Origin of the sequence: Nonomuraea cavernae (assembly GCF_040655715.1) — a bacterium.
In the GTDB taxonomy this organism is placed as follows: domain Bacteria; phylum Actinomycetota; class Actinomycetes; order Streptosporangiales; family Streptosporangiaceae; genus Nonomuraea; species Nonomuraea cavernae_A.
Genome location: NZ_JBFAKL010000006.1, coordinates 119,977 through 137,962, shown reverse-complemented (window position 1 = coordinate 137,962; position 17,986 = coordinate 119,977). Strand labels below are relative to the sequence as shown.

General features: G+C 69.4%; 15 protein-coding genes. 9 read left to right on the top strand and 6 right to left on the bottom strand.

Annotated elements, in window-relative coordinates; all coding sequences use genetic code 11:
* Position 1: 1 nt before the first annotated feature.
* Positions 2–1,216 (top strand): NADP-dependent isocitrate dehydrogenase, encoded by a 1,215-nt coding sequence (locus AB0I38_RS10970; protein ID WP_358465531.1) that lies wholly within the window; start codon positions 2–4, stop codon positions 1,214–1,216.
* A 156-nt stretch (positions 1,217–1,372) separates the two neighbouring features.
* Positions 1,373–2,395 (top strand): polysaccharide deacetylase family protein, encoded by a 1,023-nt coding sequence (locus AB0I38_RS10965; RefSeq protein ID WP_358465528.1) that lies wholly within the window; start codon positions 1,373–1,375, stop codon positions 2,393–2,395.
* On the opposite strand, the gene AB0I38_RS10960 is transcribed toward AB0I38_RS10965, so the two are convergent.
* Both AB0I38_RS10960 and AB0I38_RS10955 read right to left on the bottom strand, forming a co-directional pair.
* Positions 2,392–3,444 (bottom strand): hypothetical protein, encoded by a 1,053-nt coding sequence (locus AB0I38_RS10960; protein WP_358465525.1) that lies wholly within the window; start codon positions 3,442–3,444, stop codon positions 2,392–2,394. The two genes, AB0I38_RS10965 and AB0I38_RS10960, sit on opposite strands and share 4 nt — an antisense overlap.
* The gene (locus tag AB0I38_RS10955) at positions 3,441–4,853 is read right to left on the bottom strand and encodes a hypothetical protein (RefSeq protein ID WP_358465522.1); all 1,413 of its coding nucleotides are present in this window, start codon (positions 4,851–4,853) and stop codon (positions 3,441–3,443) included. The genes AB0I38_RS10960 and AB0I38_RS10955 overlap by 4 nt, the downstream gene beginning before the upstream one ends.
* 351 nt (positions 4,854–5,204) lie before the next feature.
* On the opposite strand from AB0I38_RS10955, the gene AB0I38_RS10950 reads away from it, so the two are divergent.
* Positions 5,205–5,780, top strand: a complete 576-nt coding sequence (locus AB0I38_RS10950; protein ID WP_358465519.1) for a hypothetical protein — start codon at positions 5,205–5,207, stop codon at positions 5,778–5,780.
* On the opposite strand, the gene AB0I38_RS10945 is transcribed toward AB0I38_RS10950, so the two are convergent.
* Entirely contained in the window at positions 5,746–6,885 is a 1,140-nt protein-coding gene (locus AB0I38_RS10945) for a saccharopine dehydrogenase family protein (protein WP_358465516.1), read from the bottom strand. The genes AB0I38_RS10950 and AB0I38_RS10945 overlap by 35 nt on opposite strands.
* A gap of 172 nt (positions 6,886–7,057) precedes the next feature.
* Here AB0I38_RS10945 and AB0I38_RS10940 point away from each other — a divergent pair, with 172 nt between their 5' ends.
* Together AB0I38_RS10940 and AB0I38_RS10935 are read left to right on the top strand one after the other, a co-directional pair.
* On the top strand, positions 7,058–9,103 hold the full coding sequence (locus tag AB0I38_RS10940; protein ID WP_358465513.1) for a protein kinase domain-containing protein: 2,046 nt from the start codon (positions 7,058–7,060) through the stop codon (positions 9,101–9,103).
* A 53-nt stretch (positions 9,104–9,156) separates the two neighbouring features.
* The gene (locus AB0I38_RS10935) at positions 9,157–10,131 is read left to right on the top strand and encodes a malate dehydrogenase (RefSeq protein ID WP_358465510.1); all 975 of its coding nucleotides are present in this window, start codon (positions 9,157–9,159) and stop codon (positions 10,129–10,131) included.
* A 252-nt stretch (positions 10,132–10,383) separates the two neighbouring features.
* Here AB0I38_RS10935 and galE read toward each other — a convergent pair whose 3' ends face one another.
* Positions 10,384–11,331, bottom strand: a complete 948-nt coding sequence (gene galE, locus AB0I38_RS10930; protein ID WP_358465507.1) for a UDP-glucose 4-epimerase GalE — start codon at positions 11,329–11,331, stop codon at positions 10,384–10,386.
* A gap of 86 nt (positions 11,332–11,417) precedes the next feature.
* Here galE and AB0I38_RS10925 point away from each other — a divergent pair, with 86 nt between their 5' ends.
* From AB0I38_RS10925 to AB0I38_RS10915, 3 genes are all read left to right on the top strand, one after another.
* A complete protein-coding gene (locus tag AB0I38_RS10925; RefSeq protein ID WP_358465504.1) occupies positions 11,418–12,731 on the top strand; it encodes a hemolysin family protein in 1,314 nt (437 codons plus the stop codon).
* Positions 12,732–12,745: 14 nt separating this feature from the next.
* Positions 12,746–13,747: a tryptophan--tRNA ligase gene (gene trpS / locus AB0I38_RS10920; RefSeq protein WP_358465501.1), complete on the top strand. Its 1,002-nt coding sequence runs from the start codon at positions 12,746–12,748 to the stop codon at positions 13,745–13,747.
* Positions 13,748–13,900: 153 nt separating this feature from the next.
* Positions 13,901–14,905: a YihY/virulence factor BrkB family protein gene (locus AB0I38_RS10915; RefSeq protein WP_358465498.1), complete on the top strand. Its 1,005-nt coding sequence runs from the start codon at positions 13,901–13,903 to the stop codon at positions 14,903–14,905.
* Here AB0I38_RS10915 and AB0I38_RS10910 read toward each other — a convergent pair.
* Positions 14,894–15,991, bottom strand: a complete 1,098-nt coding sequence (locus tag AB0I38_RS10910) for a D-alanyl-D-alanine carboxypeptidase family protein (protein ID WP_358465495.1) — start codon at positions 15,989–15,991, stop codon at positions 14,894–14,896. The two genes, AB0I38_RS10915 and AB0I38_RS10910, sit on opposite strands and share 12 nt — an antisense overlap.
* Positions 15,992–16,075: 84 nt before the next feature.
* Between AB0I38_RS10910 and AB0I38_RS10905 the strand changes: the two genes are divergently transcribed.
* Positions 16,076–16,279 carry an SCO4848 family membrane protein gene (locus AB0I38_RS10905; RefSeq protein WP_358465492.1) on the top strand — a complete coding sequence of 68 codons (204 nt, stop codon included), beginning with the start codon at positions 16,076–16,078 and terminating at the stop codon, positions 16,277–16,279.
* Here AB0I38_RS10905 and AB0I38_RS10900 read toward each other — a convergent pair.
* Positions 16,239–17,603: a peptide ligase PGM1-related protein gene (locus AB0I38_RS10900; protein WP_358465489.1), complete on the bottom strand. Its 1,365-nt coding sequence runs from the start codon at positions 17,601–17,603 to the stop codon at positions 16,239–16,241. The genes AB0I38_RS10905 and AB0I38_RS10900 overlap by 41 nt on opposite strands.
* Positions 17,604–17,986 lie beyond the last annotated feature (383 nt).

The window sequence follows — 17,986 nt, the reverse complement described above, 5'->3', positions numbered from 1 at the left end:
CATGCCCAAGATCAAGGTGGAGGGTCCGGTCGTCGAGCTTGACGGCGACGAGATGACCCGGATCATCTGGCAGTTCATCAAGGACCAGCTGATCCTTCCCTACCTCGACGTCGACCTGAAGTACTACGACCTCGGCATCGAGCACCGCGACGCCACGGACGACCAGGTCACGATCGACGCCGCCAATGCCATCAAGAAGTACGGTGTGGGCGTCAAGTGCGCCACGATCACCCCTGACGAGGCCCGGGTCGAAGAGTTCGGCCTGAAGAAGATGTGGAAGTCCCCCAACGGGACCATCCGCAACATCCTGGGCGGCGTCATCTTCCGCGAGCCGATCATCATGTCCAACGTGCCGAGGCTCGTCCCCGGCTGGACCAAGCCGATCGTCGTCGGCCGTCACGCCTTCGGCGACCAGTACCGCGCCACCGACCTGAAGATCCCCGGCGAGGGCAAGCTCACGCTGACGTTCACCCCCAAGGACGGCACGGAGCCGATCGAGCTCGACGTGTACGACTTCCCGGGCGGCGGCGTCGCGATGGCGATGTACAACCTGGACGAGTCGATCCGCGACTTCGCCCGCGCCTCCATGCGCTACGGCCTCGCCCGTGACTACCCGGTCTACCTCTCGACCAAGAACACGATCCTCAAGGCCTACGACGGCCGGTTCAAGGACATCTTCGCCGAGGTCTACGAGACCGAGTTCAAGGCCGAGTTCGAGAAGGCCGGCATCACCTACGAGCACCGCCTCATCGACGACATGGTCGCGGCGGCGCTCAAGTGGGAGGGCGGCTACGTCTGGGCGTGCAAGAACTACGACGGCGACGTCCAGTCCGACACCGTCGCGCAGGGCTTCGGCTCGCTCGGCCTGATGACCTCCGTGCTGATGACGCCCGACGGCCGCACCGTCGAGGCCGAGGCCGCGCACGGCACCGTCACCCGTCACTACCGCCAGCACCAGAAGGGCAACCCCACCTCCACCAACCCGATCGCGTCGATCTTCGCGTGGACGCGGGGCCTGGCCCACCGGGGCAAGCTCGACAACACCCCCGCGGTGACCGAGTTCGCCGACACCCTGGAGCGGGTCTGCGTCGAGACCGTCGAGAGCGGTCAGATGACCAAGGACCTCGCGCTGCTGGTCGGCGGCGACGCCAAGTGGCTGACCACCCAGGACTTCCTGGCCGCGCTGGACGAGAACCTCAAGAAGAAGATGACTTGATCATCTGCTGTGGGAAGGGCCGCCCGAGGGCGGCCCTTTTCGCTGTCCGGGACATCTCTTGGGAGGTCACGGGCGTGGCCCAGTTGATCAACTGGGTAGGAGCCTTCCCGTAATAGTCGTGCGCGTCTCGGGGGGGTTCGGATGCGACTGCGTTTGATGAGTGGGGTCGGTTTGGTCGCGGCCGCCGTGATCCTGAGCGGTTGCGGCGAGGAGCCGGTCATCCAGGCCAAGAGCACCAAGGCCGACACGGCGGCCAAGGCCCAGAAGGCGCAGGCGGCCAAGCTCGCCGCCGCGGCCAAGGTCAAGGCCAACGAGCTCGGACAGGTGCCCGTGCTGATGTTCCATCGGGTCATCGAGAAGCCGGCGACGACCGACGACCGCACTCCCAGCCAGTTCCGCTCGGACCTCGAACGGCTGGTCCGTGACGGGTACGTGCCCGTCACCGCGGCCGAGTTCGTCACCGGGAAGATCGACATCCCGGCGGGCAAGCACCCCGTCGTGCTCACCTTCGACGACTCCTCGCCCTCGCAGCTCACGCTGGACGAGATGGGCCAGGTCAAGCCCGACACGGCGATCGCGATCCTGCAGGACGTCGCGGCCAAGAACCCCGGCTTCCGGCCGGTGGCGACGTTCTACGTGACCCGCGACATGTTCGGCAAGATCGGCAGGGAGGAGCAGGCGCAGACCCTGCAGTGGCTCAAGGCCAACAACTTCGACATCGGCAACCACACGCGCGACCACCTCAACCTGCGCGGCCGCCCACGCGAGCAGGTCATGGAGCAGATCGGCAGCATCGCCCAGGAGGTCGGCTCCCTCGCGGGCGTCAAACCGGTCACCATCGCCCTGCCGTACGGCAACCAGCCGAGCACCAAGGAGTGGGCCGCGCGCGGCAAGTTCCACGACACGACCTACAAGCACAGCGGCGTCTTCCTGGCCGGCTACACGCCGTCGCCGTCGCCGTTCAGCAAGTCGTTCGAGCCGCTCGGCATCCCGCGCATCCGGGCCATGGACAAGAAGGGCGACTGCGCGCAGTTCTGCTCCACGGCCTGGCTCGACTGGCTGAAGAGCAACCCCGACATGCGCTACACCTCCGACGGCGACGTCAGCACGGTGGCCTATCCCAAGTTCAAGGATCCGTTCCTGCGCACCTCGTACAAGACCTGGTCGCTGGCGTACTAACGGACGCTGCCCAGCACCGGCGCGGTTTCCCACAGGTCAGCAGAGTCCGGGATGCTGATCTCGATCGGGCGCGTGGTTCCGTCCTGCAGATCGAGGAGGTGGTAGGCGCTGTCGTTTCCGGCCTCGGCCGTCCTGACGACGAGCGTGTTCTCGTCCTCCCAGCGCAGGATCTCCGCGATCCGCCGGCCGACCGGCTGTCGCGGCGTGACCGTGCGCGTGGGGTGTCCCTTCGACGTGCCGACGAGGACCACACCCGTGGTGACCAGGTCGTCGGGGGTGGCCTCCCTGGCCAGCGAGGCCAGGGTGTGCCCCGAGGGGGAGAACCAGGACCGCGACCGGTTGCCCGGCACGACCGTCCGGCGGACGACCTTGCCTCCGGGTGAGCGGATGACGAACGACGCCGTGGAGACATGCCCGGGCAGGGAGTTCGTGCTCCGCTCGCGCACGAGGGCGAGCCCGGCCGCCGTCCAGCCGATGACCGTCTCGCCGCCGGGCAGCCGGGTCACGGTGCCCCGGTCGGTGTCCACGATCAGTGGCCTCTCCGATACCACCTCCTCGTTCTTGTCCAAGTGGTCGTGCTGGACGAGCAGATAACGGCCGTCCGGAGACAGCAGCGGGGGCCGAACTCCGAAGAACTCACCGATGGAGGCTTCCCGCTTCACCGGGAGAGGTCTGGTCGTTCCCGTCTTCAGATCGCGGATGACGAATCCGCGTGCCGCGTCGCTCGAGTAGGCCACGCGCAGGCCGTCCGCACTGAGCGTCAGGGAATCGCTGTCCGCGGCGCCGGGCAGCCACCAGCGCTCGCCTCGGGCCGACACCAGGATCCAGTGACGGCACGCGCCGGTGTTGTCCTGGCAGGAGGGCACGTACGCGTACCGGATGGGGACCGGCACCGGTCCGGTGAGCTGGCGCACGGTGGGGGCGGACGCGGGCTGCTCCGCCCAGGGGCGGACGAACCGGGGCGACGGCTCGGCTCGCAGGGGAGCGACGACCCAGGCGGCGGCCAGGATCGTCAGCGCGACGACGGCGTAGAGCCACGGGCTCCTCATGAGTCCTCGCCGGACGGAACCTTGCCGAACACCGGGTTCCGGAGGTCGTCGGGGATGTCCTTGAGCGGCCGGCTCTTGCCCGTGGCCGGGTCGACGAGGTGATAGGCGCCTTTAGCCTGCCCATAAAGGTCAATCCGCACCAGCACGTGGCCCTCCTCGTTCCAGCCCAGCGGCTCAGGGGCGTCGGGGTGGGCAGGCAGGCGCAGGCGGGCGCGTCCGCGTACCTCGCCCGTGCCGGGATCCATGGTCACGACCTCGTCCGGGGTGACGACGGCCAGCGTGCGGCCGTCGGGGGAGAGCCGCACGCGCAGTGTGGGATCGAAGGGCACGCGGGTCCGCACCTTGCCCGAGTGGTCGAAGGTGACGAGCTCGGTGTCGGGCGAGCCCGGCAGGGCGGCGGGCCCGGTCGTGGCCACGCCGCCGTCCGGGCCGAGGCCGAGGACGCGCCTGATGCCCGGGAGAGGAGTGCGGGCGCCGGTGGAGGTGTCGATCAGCTCCACGCCGGTGGCGGTGGTGAGGCTCACGTGCCGGCCGTCATGGGAGAGGGCGGGCTCCGGTACGGCCTCGTCGGCGAGAGGGCCGGTGAGGTGCCGCTCCCGCCTGCTCAGCAGGTGGGCCAGGACGAGGCGGCGCGAGGCGCGGTCCAGGTAGACGACGTGTCGGCCGTCGCCGCTGAGGGCCAGAGGCGCCGGTCTGGCGGCGGTCCCGTCACCCGAGAGGTAGGCCCTGGCCTGTCCGACCTGGATCCCGCCCTCCGGGCCCCACAGCCGCCATTTGCCCGCTCGCTGCTCCAGGTCGGCGAACCGGGCGTGGGGGAGGGCGTACCAGTTGTCCAGCGGGGTTCCACCCGCTTCCCGTGGTTCCCAGACGAGTGACGTCGCCGTGAGCGCCGCGGCGAGCAGGGTCGCGGTCAGCGCGGGCCAGGCCAGGCGTCCGCTCAACGCGTACGTGACCTGCCAGGTGTCCGTGACGGTGCCCAGGACGAGGAGCGGCAGGCCGAGCGCGATCAGCGCCGCGGCCAGTTGCCCTAGGTCGGGAAGGTCGGGCAGGCTGCCCAACGCGGTCCCCAGGGCGACGGTCGTGCCGGTCGCGAGCAGCGAGCGGACGGATCCGGAGCGGATCGCGAGCTCGGCCCCCATCAGGTCCGCCGGGCCCGCCACCAGTGCCCGGCGGTGCAGGTCCCTGACGATCAGGTGCACGGCGAGCACCACGCCGAGGGTGAGCACGGCGTAGAGCCGCTCCCTGACCCCCACCTCCGTCCCGTACGAACGCGCGACGGCGCTGAGCGCGACGGCAACGGAGATCGAGGCGCCCAGCCGCCACAGGGAAGTGAGTCTCGGTGGAGCGAGCCGGACGTTGAGACGGCGACGCACCCGAGGCCTGGACTGGGCGAATCCGATTTCGGCCACGATCGACCCGAGCAGCCACCCGGCCAGGGGGAGATAGGCGCTGATGACAATCGCGCCCTGCGTGAGAGTGGCGACGCAGCACACCAGTCCCGTTGCCGTGCCCAGCCATCGGTATCGACGCCTGACCTGCAGATAAAGCAGGATCCGATCACCATTGAAAATGGTGAAATCCACCCGTTGGCGGCGGGCGAACCGTTCCGCGACCGTGCGGTCCATTGGCGTGTCAACACTCGTCAACGCGAGTCGAAGCGCCAGCACCAAACCGGCCAGGAATACGATTAGTAACAAATATCCACTTTCGTCACGCCGGAAAAAGTAGCAGAATTCGGAAACGCCTGACAGGGGGAATGCGTGATCCGGGATGACGTGTGGGAGCGGCTCGACAAGAGGGCGGGCCTGGCCTCCAGGCGCGAGAGCAGGCGCTTGACCGAGGTGGTGTGCGCGCTCGCGCTGGTCGCCCTCCTCGTGGGGGGCGGATGGCAGGCCGGCGGGGTCGTGCCCCGCCTGTCACACGCCTGGGGAAGCGGCAGCAACATGCTCTGGGGCAAGGACGACCTCGGCCGGCCGCGGCATCCGAGGGCCGAGGCGCGACTGAGCTTCGTCAACGACGGCTGGCTGCCCGTCACGGTCACCGGGGTCGGCATCCGCGCCGACAGCTTCAGGCTCGCCTCGGTGACCGTCGACGGCTTCACGCCCGCCTCGATGGGCGGCGGCCGGTTTCCCCACACGATCCGGGCCGGCGGGCAGCTCCGGCTGACGCTCGGCCTGGAGATCACCGACTGTGAGCTCTTCGACTCGGAGATCGCTCCGGTCGTGTTCGAAGTCGATCACTGGTGGGGGACCACGGCCGTGACCGCGGCGCAGGGCGAGGTGGAGGGCCCCTGGCAGGAGGTCATGTTCCGGTCGGTGTGCGAGTTCGGAATCTGATGCCCGCCCGGTCGAGGCGGTCGATGAGGTGCGTGCCCATGGCGCTGGCCGTGGTGAGCTGGCCCGCCCGCTCGGGGACGTCGTCGAAGGCCAGGCAGAGAGCCGACTCGGCGAGCATCTTGGCGGTCTCGTCGTAGCCCGGGTCGCCGCCCGAGACTTCGGTGACGACGCGTTCGCCGCCGCCCTCGCCGAGGAAGGTGACGTTGAACCAGCTCCGCGCCCGCTGCTCAGGAGAGGGCCCGTCACCTGGCTGGAGGCGGCTCATCAGCCAGTCACGGGCCGGGGGGAGCTGGGCCATCGCGACCAGCGCGCCGGCCCCCGCGACGGCCGTCAGCGCGGCCGGGAGGCGCCTGACCGCGTAGTACTGGCGATACTCGAAATCGGGGCCGTACCGGTCGAGGAGCCGGGCCGAGTAGCCGACGATCCGGGGGTCGAGGGTCGGCATGGGCAGCGCCCAGCCGCCCACGTAGCGCAGGCCGCCCGCGCGGGAGCTGATCCGGCGCCCCCAGGGCCTGGGCTCGGCCGACCAGCGCTGGGTGGCCGCCGCGATCATCTGGAGCGGGCGGGAGAAGACCGTCAGGCCCGAGTGCAGGGTGCCGCCGGACATCCGGAGGTCGGCCCGCAGGAAGCCACTGATTCTGAGCGGGACTCCCTCGGGCAACCGATTGACCGTGTAGAGCACGCCGAGGTCGTAGGGGATGGAGTCGAAGCCACACGCGTGGACGATCTTCGCTCCGGTCCGCTGGGCCATGGCATGGTGGTCGACGTGCACACGGTCCACGAACTCAGGCTCACCCGTCAGGTCGAGGTAGTGCGTGCCCGCCTCCGCGCAGGCCGCCACCAACCGCCGGCCGTACGTGAGGTAGGGGCCGACGGTCGTGACCACGACCCGGGCCTGGCGCGCGACCTCGGCCAGCGAGGCCGGGTCGGTGGCGTCGGCGACCAGGATCGGCGCGTCGATGCCGAGCTCGCGCAGTTTGGCGTGGTTGCGGCCGGCGAGCGCCCACCGCACCTCGGGGCCGGTGTTTTTCGCCAGGTAGGCGGCGGTAAGGGCGCCGGTGAACCCGCTCGCTCCGAACAGCACGATGTCATATGCGCGGTCCATTTTCGTGGGGCTCCTCGCGATGCGTGGTTCTGGCGAATTGGAGGGGTGCGTCACCATTCTTGACAGAAGGTCGGCGAAACCTGACGTCACGAACGGTTAACAGTTCACTGATGAGTTCCTGAGCGTCGTAAAGTTTGCCTCGTCGGGCAATGTGTACATGTGGGGAAGACGAATGCCGCAGATCTCGCCGCTGGTTGCCGGCGACCCCGGCGAGCTGGGGTCGTTCAGGCTGTCCGGACGGATCGGAGAGGGCGGCCAGGGCATCGTCTACCTGGGCGTCAACGAGCAGGACGAACAAGCCGCCATCAAGCTGCTGCACATCAAGTTCAGCGGCGACACGATCGCCAGGTCGCGCTTCGCCCGTGAGCTGAAGGCGGCGCAGCGGGTGGCGTCGTTCTGCACCGCCCGGGTCATCGAGGCCGACCTCGACGGCGACACGCCGTACATCGCCAGCGAGTACATCGACGGGCGCGCGCTGCGCGACATCGTCGACGACGACGGGCCGCTGCGGGGCACGGCGCTCGACCGGCTGGCCATCGGCACCGCCACCGCGCTCACCGCGATCCACCATGCCTCGATCGTGCACCGCGACTTCAAGCCCGACAACGTGCTGATCGCCGCCGACGGGCCGCGGGTGGTCGACTTCGGGATCGCGCGGATCATCGACTCCACCGGGACGATCACCAGCCGGGCCATCGGCACCCCCGCCTACATGGCGCCCGAGCAGATCGCCGGCGACGACGTCGGGCCCTTCACGGACGTGTTCGCGTGGGGGGCGACCATCGCGTTCGCGGCGACCGGGCAGACCGTCTTCGAGGGCAACTCGATCGCCGTGGTGCTCAACCGGATCCTCAACCACGAGGTCGACGTCAGCATGATGCCGGAGCCGCTGCGCGGAGTCGTGCGGTCGGCGCTGGCCAAGGCGCCCGGCGAGCGGCCCTCGGCCGACCAGATCCTGCTGCGGCTGCTCGGCCAGCCCGAGTCGGTGGGCGCGTCCACCGCCCTGCTCACCCGGGGCGTCCAGGTGGCGAGCGACGACACCACGCCCTTCAAGCGGGTCTCCGCCACCCGGATCGAGTCCCGGCAGGGACTGGCGGGCCACAGGTCAGGCGAGTCCCTCGCCGACGTCGCCCCACACCAGGGGACGTCCGCGCCGGGCGCCGGGACGTCCTCGCGGGCCGGGAGGTCTCCGCAGCCTCCGGAGGCGCCCGTAGCGACTCCCGGCCCGTCCGAGCCATGGCAGGGGGCGCCCGCGCGGGAGGGCGACGTGCCGACGCCCTGGACGTCGGGAGGGGCGGCGCAGCCCGGCACGGAGCCGGGGTCCCCGGCGCGCCGGGGGCGGCGCCGGATGTGGTGGGCCGCCCTGGCCGTCACCCTGGTCCTGATCGCCGGCGCCGTGGTCGTGGCCGTGGCGAACGGCTGGCCGCAGCGCGCGTTCGGCGGCCAGCGGCCTTCCGGGCCCACGGGCGGCTCGACGTCGCCGGGGCCGTTCACCAGCGTGGTCGACAAGGCGGCGACGACCGGCAAGCTGGTGATCGGCGTGAAGGGCGACCTGCCGGGCATCGGCCTGGAGCGCAACGGCGGGTTCGAGGGCTTCGACGTCGAGCTGGGCAGGCGGATCGCGACCGAACTGGGGGCGCGACAGACGGAGTTCGTCAGGGTGTCGCGCGGCGACAGGGCCGACACGCTGGCCGGCGGCTCGGTGGACCTGGTGCTGGCCACCTATTCCATCGACAAGAGCGAGAACGGATTCGCCGGCCCCTACTACCTGGCTCACCAGGACCTCCTGGTCCGCGACGGCGTCGGCATCGACTCCCTGGCCGACCTCAAGGGCCGCAGGATCTGCGCCCCCGACAGCCCGTCGGTCGGCAGGGTGCAGGCCAAGGTGCGGGTGGAGCCCGTGCCGGCCGGCGACTACGCGCAGTGCATGGACCTGCTGAGGAGCGGTCAGGTCGACGCGGTGCCCGGCGACGACCTCATCCTGGCCGGGTTCGCCGGCCGCGAGAACCTCCGCTACAAGATTCTCGGCGCCAAGCTCACCGACGAGCGCTACGCCGTCGGCATCAGGCAGGGTGACGTCAAGACCTGCAAGGCGGTCAAGGCCGTGATCGCCGACCTCTACCGGTCAGGCACCATGAAACAGCTCCTCACCAGGCACTTCGGCAAGGTCGACTTCGCTCCGGAGCTGAAGGTGCCCGCGATGGAACCCTGCGGATGACGAGCGGGTAACATCCGAAAGTCAACCAACGTCCTGTGAGTTAGGGGAAGGCCATGGCCACGCCCGTAAAGGTGACCGTCACCGGAGCCGCCGGTCAGATCGGCTACGCGCTGCTGTTCCGCATCGCGTCGGGCCAACTGCTGGGCGCGAACGTGCCGGTCAAGCTGAGCCTGCTGGAGATTCCCCAGGCGGTGAAGGCAGCCGAGGGCACCGCCATGGAGCTCGACGACTGCGCCTTCCCGCTGCTGTCGGGCATCGAGATCACCGACGACCCCAACGTGGCCTTCGCCGGCGCCAACGTGGCGCTGCTGGTCGGCGCCATGCCGCGCAAGGCCGGCATGGAGCGTGGCGACCTGCTCGGCGCCAACGGCGGCATCTTCGGCCCGCAGGGCAAGGCGATCAACGGGCACGCGGCCGACGACATCAGGGTCCTGGTGGTCGGCAACCCGGCCAACACCAACGCGCTCATCGCCCAGCAGAACGCCCCCGACGTCCCGGCCGAGCGCTTCACCGCGATGACCCGCCTCGACCACAACCGCGCGCTGTCGCAGCTCGCGGCCAAGCTCCAGGTGCCGGTCACCGAGATCAAGCACATGACGATCTGGGGCAACCACTCCGCCACGCAGTACCCCGACCTCTACCGCGCCGAGGTGGGCGGCAAGGTCGCGGCCGAGCAGGTCGACGGCGAGTGGCTGCGCGACACGTTCATCCCGACCGTCGCCAAGCGCGGCGCGGCCATCATCGAGGCGCGCGGCGCCTCGTCCGCGGCCTCGGCGGCCAACGCCGCGATCGACCACGTCCACGACTGGGTCAACGGCACCGACTGGACCTCCGCCGCGGTGGTCTCCGACGGCTCCTACGGGGTGCCGGAGGGTCTCATCTCGTCGTTCCCGGTGCGCGCGGTGGACGGCAGGTTCGAGATCATCCAGGGTCTTGAGATCGACGCCTTCTCCCGCGAGCGCATCGACGCCAGCGTCGGCGAGCTCATCGAGGAGCGCGACGCGGTCAAGTCCCTCGGCCTCATCTAGGTCTTCGTACTCCAGACCCCCAGGACGACCCCGGCCCCGGCCGACCGTTGAACGGTCAGCCGGGGCTTTCCGTCACGGTGCAGGGAGCTCTCGGTTCCGTCGCCGGAGCCGGGTTCGGGGTGACGAAGACCACGGCCGCGCCGGCGCTCAGGCTGCCCAGGACGACGAGGACGGCGAAGAGCAGCTTCGTGACCCTTGGTGAAAAGCTCCTCACATTTCGGTATCAGAGCATATATCTGGTGGCCTCATACCTCATTTGCCGGAAAGCGCTGCCCAGGCATCGGAGACGATATCGCGCAGCGACGGCCGCTCGGCCTTCCAGCCCAGCTCGCGCTGGATCTTCGCCGAGGAGGCGACCAGCTCGGCCGGGTCGCCGTCGCGGCGGGCCCCGAGGACGGCGGGGATCTCGTGACCGGTGACCTCGCGGCAGACGGAGATCACCTCCTGGACGGAGAAGCCGGTGCCGCTGCCGAGGTTGTAGATCGCGTGCGCCCCCTCGGTGACCGCCTCCAGTGCCAGCAGGTGGGCGCGGGCGAGGTCGGCCACATGGATGTAGTCGCGAACGCACGTTCCGTCGGAAGTCGGGTAGTCGGTGCCGAAGACGCTCACTGACTCGCGCTCGCCGGTGGCGACCTTGAGCACGTTGGGAATGAGATGGGTCTCGATCGCGTGCCGCTCGCGGTAGCGGCCGTAGGCGCCGGCCACGTTGAAGTAACGCAGGCTGACCGCCCCGAGCCCGCGCAGCCCCGCGTACGCGCTGAGCGCGGTGTCGACGGCCAGCTTGGAGGCGCCGTAGGGGTTGGTGGGCCGGGTCGGGTCGGTCTCCAGGATGGGGGAGCGCTCCGGCTCGCCGTAGGTGGCCGCCGTGGAGGAGAACACGATCCGGCGCACCCCCTGCTCGTGCATCGCCTCCAGCAGCGCCAGCGTGCCGCCGAGGTTGTGCGACCAGTAGAGACCGGGATCGGCCACCGACTCGCCGACCAGCGACTTGGCCGCGAAGTGCAGCACCGCGTCGACGCCCGCCAGAGTGTCGCCGGGCTCGGTGATCGATCCCTGGACGAACCGGGCACCCTCCGGCACCGCGTCGGCGTGCCCCGTCGACAGGTCGTCGAGCACGGTCACCTCGTGGCCCGCCTCGACGAGTTGTGCCGCGACGACACTGCCGACATATCCGGCACCCCCGGTCACCAGCAGCCTCATGTTCACCCCTGTTGGAATATGTTCGATTTTGTACGGCTCGCCGTTCAGCATACGTGGGAAAGGCGTTGAGTACGCTGCCAACCACCATGTTTGACACCGTCGTGGCCAATATCGTCCTGGTCCTGCTCTTCATTCTGGTCGGCGGTTTCTTCGCGGCCGCCGAGATGGCGATGGTCAGCCTGCGCGAGAGTCAGGTCCGCAAGCTCGCCCAGCACGGCCGCCGGGGCGAGCGGGTGGCCAAGCTGGCCCGTGACCCCAACCGGTTCCTGTCGGCCGTGCAGATCGGCGTGACGGTCGCCACCATGCTGTCGGCCGCGTTCGGCGCCGACCGGCTCGGCATGCAGCTCGCGCCCATCCTGCAGCGGTGGGGGGCGCCGGCCGCGGTCGCCGACGTCCTCGCGCTCGTCCTGGTCACGCTGGCCATCTCGTACGTGTCGCTGGTGCTCGGCGAGCTGGCTCCCAAGCGGCTGGCCAGGCAGCGGGCCGAGGGCTTCGCACTGTTCGTGGCGCCCTTCCTCGACCGGATCGCCGCCCTGTCGCGGCCGATCATCTGGGCGCTGTCGAAGTCGACCGACGGCGTGGTCAGGCTGCTGGGCGGCAACCCGCAGGCCGACACCGAGGAGGTGACCACCGAGGAGCTGCGCGACATGGTGGTCGGCCACACCGACCTCACGGCCGACGAGCGCCACCTGATCGCCGAGGTGTTCGCCGCCGGCAAGCGCCAGCTGCGCGAGGTGATGCTGCCGCGGACCGAGGTGGAGTTCATGGAGGCCGACACCCCGCTGGCCGAGGCGGCGGTGCTGGCGGCGGCGCTGCCCCACTCGCGCTTCCCGGTCTACCGCGAGTCCTACGACGAGGTCATCGGGTTCGTGCACGTGCGCGACCTGCTCGACCCGGTGCTCACCGGCCGCATCGAGCCGATCAGCGAGCTGGTGCCGATCCGGCCGGTCAAATTCGTGCCGGCCTCCAAGCGGGTGCTCACCACCCTGTCGGAGATGCGCGACGAGGGACACCACCTGGCCATCGTGGTCGACGAGTACGGCGGCACGGCCGGCATCGTCACCCTTGAGGACCTGGTCGAGGAGCTGATCGGCGACATCAGGGACGAGTACGACGTGGAGGGCGACACGGTCGTCCTCCCGGCCGGCGAGATCGAGATCGACGGGCTGACCAACCTCAACGACTTCGCCGCCGAGACCGGCATCAAGCTGCCCAGCGGGCCGTACGAGACCCTGGGAGGGTTCGTGATGGCCGTGCTCGGGCACGTCCCCACCGTGGGGGAGAAAGTGGAGGTGCCGGGGTTCGAGCTGACCGTCACCGAGCTCGACGTCCGCCGCATCGCCCGCGTGAGAGTGAAACGCCGTCCGGTCATCGAGTCGGCGACCGACCAGGATTCCTGACACAATTACCTGCTATGGCCAGACCTCGTGTTCTTTCCGGCATCCAGCCCACCGCGGACTCCTTCCACCTGGGCAACTACCTGGGTGCGGTCCGTCAGTGGGTTCCGCTGCAGGAGACCCACGACGCCTTCTACAGCGTGGTCGATCTGCACGCGATCACCGTGCCGACCGACCCGGCCGACCTGCGCCGCCGCACCCGCGTGGCCGCCGCGCAGTTGTTCGCCGCCGGGCTCGACCCCGAGCGGGCGACCGTGTTCGTGCAGTCGCACGTGCGCCAGCACTCGGAGCTGGCCTGGATCCTGATCTGCCTGACCGGCATGGGCGAGGCCGGCCGGATGACGCAGTTCAAGGACAAGTCGGCCAGGTTCGGCGAGAGCGCCGCCAGCGTCGGGCTCTTCACCTACCCGATCCTGCAGGCCGCCGACATCCTCATCTACCAGGCCAACAGCGTGCCCGTCGGCGCCGACCAGAAGCAGCACCTCGAGCTGACCCGTGACCTGGCCCAGCGCTTCAACCACCGCTTCGGCGACACGTTCACGCTGCCCGAGCCGTACATCCTCAAGGAGGTCGAGAAGATCACCGACCTCCAGGACCCGACGGCCAAGATGTCCAAGTCGTCGTCCAGCCCGGCGGGCATCCTCGACGTGCTGGAGCAGCCCGGCCCGCTGCGCAAGAAGGTGATGCGCGCGGTCACCGACACCGGCTCCGAGGTGCTCTTCGACGAGGAGAACAAGCCCGGCGTGTCCAACCTGCTGCGCATCCAGTCGGCGCTGACCGGCACGCCGATCCCCGAGCTGGTCACCCGCTACCAGGGCCAGGGCTACGGCGCCTTCAAGAAGGACGTGGCCGAGGCGGTGGCCGACACCTTCGCGCCGATCCGCGAGCGTACGGAGAAGCTGCTGTCGGACGAGACCGAGCTCGACCGGCTGCTGGCGATCGGCGCCGAGCGTGCCCGCCGGGTCGCCGAGCAGACCATGACCGAGGTCCGCGACCGCATCGGCTTCCTGCCCACCTGACGGCCGGCGGACCGGGCACCGGCCCGCCAGGGCCAGGTCGGTGCCCGCCACGCGCGCCTGAAACCGCGGCGAACCGGCTCCGCGATGGCAGACTCTTCCCGCCGGGACGGGGCAGCAGCCCGGGATGGGGTCGAAAGGCGGCGGGCGAGCACGATGTCAGGCCTGACCGAGCGGATCGCGGCGGTGAAGGCCAGGGGGCGCCGCCTGGTCGAGGACTGGAGGGTGCGGCGCCACTGGCTCGATCATCTGATCAGGACCGTCCAGCGCTACGAGCTTCAGAGCGGCAACCGGCTGGCGGGCGCGGTCACCTACTTCGTGTTCCTGTCGTTCTTCCCACTGATCGCGCTGGCCTTCGCGGTGCTCGGCTACGTCCTGAGCAACGACCAGAACGCCATCGACGCGCTGACCAAGGCCGTCAACGACCAGCTTCCCGGCATCGCCGGTCAACTCGACATCGGCGGCATCGGGCAGGCGAAGGCGACCGCCGGGATCATCGGACTACTTGGCCTGCTCTACGCCGGGCTGGGCGCCGTCGACGCGCTGCGCGGAGCGCTGCGCGAGATGTCGATGACCACCACGCCGCCGCTCAACTTCTTCCTCGGCAAGCTGCGCGACCTGGTCTCGCTCATCCTGCTCGGGCTGACCATGCTCGCCTCGGTGGCGGTCTCCGGCTTCGCCACGCAGGCGACGGCGACGGTGGTGAGCTTCTTCGACCTCGACGCGACGCCGCTCAACACGGTCGGGCTGTTCCTCGCCGGGCTCGTGGCGGGGCTGGCCGCCGACTGGCTGATGTTCGTGATCGTGCTGGGCTGGGTCGCCCCGCCGGTCGGGTCCTTCCGGTACGTCGCCCGCGGCGCGTTGCTCGGCGCGATCGGCTTCGGGCTGCTCAAGCAACTGGCCGGGCTGTTGCTGAGCCACACGCTCAGCAACCCGCTGTACGGCACGTTCGCCGTCATCGTGGGCCTGCTGCTCTGGATCAACTTCTCGGCCCGGCTCGTGCTCTACGTCGCCGCCTGGACGGCCACGACCGGGCTCTGCCCGCCTCCCGTGCCCTCGCCGATCCCGTCGAGCGGGTCGCCGGAGGACGGGTCCTCACCGGGCGGGCCATCGAAGGACGGGGCGCCGGATGGGCCGGCGGGTGGCTCCTCAGCGGCGTGAGCGCTTGCGGCGGATGCCGTACCAGAGCCATGTCACCCCGAGCAGCAGCCCGCCGCCGACGACGGCCGAGCCCACCAGGCGGCTGGTGTCGGTGCGCTGGGACGCGTCGAGCATCGGCGGCGGCTTGACGGGTGATGAGGCGGTCGGCGACGCGGTGACCCGCCGCTCCACCGGCGGCGTGACGGGGAGCGGGTCGACCAGCCGGCCGACCGGCGTGACATTGCCCCTGGCGGCGAAGCCCCAGTCGAGGAGGCCGGCCACCTCGTCCCAGAAGTAGCCCTCGTGCCGCATGATCGTGACGATGATCGTGTGGCCGTCGCGCGTGGCCGCGCCGATGAAGCTGCCCTGCGCCTTCGACGTCCAGCCGTTCTTGACGCCGATCATGCCCTTGTAGCGCCAGAGCAGCTTGTTGTGGTTGCTGATCTCGTAATAGTTCTTGGGCGCCGGGAACTTGGCGGTCTTGGTGCTGATATATCGCCGGAAATCAGGGTTGGCGAGGCCGGCCCGCGCGATCAGCGCCAGGTCGTAGGCCGAGCTGCTCTGCCCTGGTTTGTCCAGGCCGCTGGGCGTCTTGGCCACCGTGTCGTTCGCCTGGAGACGTTTGGCGACGGCGTTCATGTCGCGCAGCGTCTTCTGCAGGCCGCCGTTCGTCTCGGCCAGCGCCATGGCGGCGTCGTTGCCGGACGACATCATCAGCGCCTTGAACAGGTCGTCCACCTTGTAGATGGGCTTGGTCGTCAGCCCGACCGCGCTGCCCTCCTGGTTGGCCGCGTTCTGGCTCGGCTTGACCGTGAGCTTCTTGTCGAGCAGGGGGATGAGCGTGAGCGCCGTCAGCGCCTTGAGTGTGCTGGCCGGAAGGAGACGGCCATGTGGGTTCTTCGCCGCGAGCACCTGCCCGGTCTCGGCGTCGGCGATCACGTACGAGGTGGCCTTGCTCTTCGGCGGCGCCTTGACGCCGTCGGGGGAGACGAGTCCACGGCTGCCCAGCGACTCGCCCCCGACCGGGGTGGCGGGGGCGGCGTAGGCGGCCCCGGTGAGAGCGACCGTCGTGAGGAGTGCCGTGACAGGCACCAGTTTCGTCCACATGGCGGGTCTCAGAGTAGCTTCGAGTCATTGCCCATGTGGCGACACATCCCCCGAAGATCCGACCTCGATACAAGAGAGATGGTTATGTCGCGAAAGATCGCCGGATTCCTCATCATTCTCGGCGTTTTCATGATCTTCGAGTGGATCAATCTTGGGTTTAACCTGGCGGACGGCCACGAGACCGGCTTCTACGTGGTGCACGGCATCCTGATCGTCGTCAACGTCGTGCTGGGGATCGTACTCGGCGTCATTGGATGGAGGGGGTTCCGCAGAGCGCGTGGCGAGTGATCCGGTGCAACTCGTCGGCCTCCGCGCGGGAGTCGCCGATCGAGGTGAACCCCAGCTTGCCGTGCTCGGGGATGGCTCCCAACAGGTGGAAGACGTTGCCGGTACGGCTGGCGGGGTCGAACCCGAGCCCGAGCCCCTCCACCATCCGCACGACCTCGCCGGGGGTGCGTCCCCGCAGGCAGGCGGCGGCGCAGTTGTCGGTCGCGGTGTAGTACTTCGGCTGGTCGCCGGCCATCAGCAGGCCGGTGCCGGGGTCGTAGGAGGCGCCGGTGGTCAGCAGCGCGGCCCCGAAGGGGTGGGTGGTGCCGCCGATGCGCAGGTTGATCTCGCAGAGCAGCGCGGCATAGCCCGCGTCGGTCTTCATCGCGAAGAAGTCCATCCCGAACAGCCCGACCACGCCCCGCTCCGCCAGGATCCGCGCGATCCTGTCGGCCGAGTCGCCGACCTCGGCCCGGTACTCGGGTGCCGCCGGGAACGTGCAGCCCTGGTAGACGTCGTTGTTGACGCCGCCGAGCACCTGGTCGTGCGTGGCGACCACGTCGTAGTGGCCTCCCGGCGTGATCCGGGCCAGCGCGCTCGGGTAGTAGAGCGGCCGGTGCTCGATGAACTCCTCGACCACGCCGCCCCGCTCGGTGATCTTGGCGGTGAAGCTCTCCCAGGTCTCGCCCGCGGCCGAGAAGCTGGTGCCTCGCCGGTCGCTCTTGCTGACGATGGCGTTGCCCAGGCCCGAGTAGCCGTCGTTCAGCTTGACCATGACCCGGTCGCCGGGGAGCGACTCCAGCGCGTCCTCGATCGCGGCCACCGTGCGCACGTCGCCGAACCCCCTGGCCATCGGCACGCCGGCCTCCAGCCCGACCTCGCGCGACCCGCTCTTGGAGCCGTAGTAGGCGAGCGACGTGGCCGGACCGTAGATGGGGACGTTGAGTGACGAGGCGAGCTCCTCCTCCAGCGTGCTCAGCACGAACGGCACGATCCAGGCGTCGCCGTCGATGGCCGCGCGCACCCGCTCGACCGCGTCGGGTCGCGCGAGCAGGGTTCTGGTCAGCGGCTGCGAGGTGGGGTCGTCGAGGCTGATCAACGTCAGCCGGGCGGCGGCGTCGTCCGGGTCGGGCAGGAAGCTGAAGTAGTAGTCGACGATGTCCGGATCGATGGGCGCGGAGGAGAGGTAGACCACCTTGACCCTGGGCTCGCGGAGCGTGAGTAAGAGGAAGAGGAGACGCTCCTCGTACCACCTGGCTCCGGTGATGCGGCGCAACTCGTCCTGCGGCAGGGAGAGCGAGGGTACGACCACCAGGGTCCCCTCGCTCGGCTCGAAGATGCTCAACTGTGCATACTTCTCCCCGAACGGGATTTTAGTGATCATAATGCGAGTGAAACACGCATTCTTCTCAGAAACAGCCATCGCCGCAGTGTGATGACCATGCCGGAAGGTGACAGGATTCGAAATCGCTGAGCACGTTTGGAAGTGGGCTCATCGGGTCACCGGCTAATGATCCCTTATGACTATTTCCTGATCAACTCTGCGGTCACGCACCGTGACCACCCATGGTTACGGGCATGCCGTCGGCCAACTTTTGGTGTAGTTGTCGGCGAAGCACCTCGCGAGAGCGATAAAGTCGAAGCATCGCCATCGGGCTCCTGGCTCACCGCCAGCGGGGTCCAGGCTGCGGCGGTTCTCCCACACACAGGAGGCCGAGGCCCGCGACC